Origin of the sequence: Microbacterium sp. (assembly GCF_031988965.1) — a bacterium.
In the GTDB taxonomy this organism is placed as follows: domain Bacteria; phylum Actinomycetota; class Actinomycetes; order Actinomycetales; family Microbacteriaceae; genus Microbacterium.
The window spans coordinates 1-1680 of record NZ_DALZXX010000014.1 but is presented as its reverse complement, the minus strand read 5'-3'; the positions used below and the strand labels follow the sequence as shown (position 1 = coordinate 1680).

Genomic DNA, 1680 nt, shown 5'->3' with positions numbered 1-1680 from the left:
GACGAAAGCCGCCGCCTCGAAGCCCGCCGCGAAGAAGCCCGCGCCCCGGAAGCCCGCGAGCGATCCCGCGGAACTCGGCGACGGGGAGCGCGCACGGCTCGACGCCGCGATCGGCGAGCTGCAGATCGGCTCGCGCACCTGGGCCGCCCTGTCTCTCGCCCAGCGCGTCACGCTGCTGCGCGGTGTGCGCACCAGCACCGCAGCCGTCGCGGAGGACTGGGCCACGACCGCGGCATCCTCCAAGGGTCTCGATTCCCGTCATCCGCTGCGCGGCGAGGAATGGCTGAGTGGCCCGTACAGCGTGCTCGGCGCGCTCGACGCCTACATCGAGACGCTGTCGCGCCTGTCGTCGGGCACCAACCCGCTCGACGGCATCCGACTCGACCGCGCTCCGGGTGGGCGCACGCGCGTACATTCCTTCCCTCTCACCGGGATCGACCGGTTCCTGCTCTCGGGCTTCACGGGCGAGGTCTGGCTCGAGCCCGGAGTCACGCCGAACGCCGCGCGAGCCGCCGCAGGACTCGCGCAGCGCACCCCCGGCGACTCAGGAGGGGTCGGACTCGTGCTCGGCGCGGGCAACGTCACCTCCATCCCGGTGCTCGACGTGCTCTACGAGCTGCTGGCGCACAACCGCACCGCTCTGCTCAAGGTCAATCCGACCCAGGACTCGCTGGTGCCCGTATACAAGCGCGCGTTCGCGCCGCTCATCGCCCTCGGACTGCTGCGCATCGTGCGCGGCGGGGCCGCCGTCGGCGCGTATCTGACCGCCCATCCCGACCTCGCGCACGTGCACATCACCGGCTCCGCCTCGACGTTCGACGCGATCGTGTGGGGCACGGGATCGGCCGGCACCCGGCGGCGCCGCGAGAACCGCCCGCAGCTGAAGAAGCCCATCACCGCCGAGCTCGGCGGAGTCTCGCCCATCATCGTGGTGCCGGGCGACTGGACCGACGCCGATCTCACCTATCAGGCAGAGCACGTCGCGACCATGCGCCTGCAGAACAGCGGACACAACTGCATCGCCGGCCAGGTCGTCATCCTGTCGTCGGACTGGGCGCAGGCCGACGCTTTCCGGGCCGCGCTGCGCCGGGCGTACGCGAACGCCCCCGAGCGCCCCACCTGGTATCCGGGGTCGTCGTCCCGCATGGATCGCGCGGCGCACGACTACCCGGATGCGCTCGTGCTGGGCGACCGGATGCTGGTCGAGATCGAGGCGGACGACGACGCCACCGCGCTGCAGAACACCGAGTACTTCGCACCGGTGCTGGGAGTCGTCTCGCTGCCCGGTCACGGACAGGAGTTCCTCGACGGGGCCGTCTCATATGCGAACGAGCGCCTGCAGGGCACCCTCGGCGCCAACCTGCTGATCGATCCGGCCACCGAGAGGTCGCTGGGCAACGGCTTCGAGAGGGCGATCGCGGCCCTGCGCTACGGTTCGATCGCCATCAACGGCTGGACCGCCTTCGCCTTCATCACGCCCACGCTGACCTGGGGTGCCTTCCCGGGCAACACGATCGATGACGTCGGCAGCGGGATCGGCGTCGTCCACAACGCCCTGCTGCTCGACCGCGTGGAGCGTTCGGTGCTGCGCGCGCCGTTCCGTCCGTTCCCGCGCTGGATCGGCGGCTCGCTGCGCCCCTCGGGGCGCGGCAGTCGCCGGACGATCCTGCCGAAGCCGCC

General features: G+C 71.4%; 1 protein-coding gene. It reads left to right on the top strand.

The window, feature by feature from the left end; genetic code table 11:
* A partial coding sequence (locus tag RTM68_RS05345) for an aldehyde dehydrogenase family protein (RefSeq protein ID WP_312169048.1) occupies window positions 1–1680 on the top strand: 1680 nt, incomplete at both ends.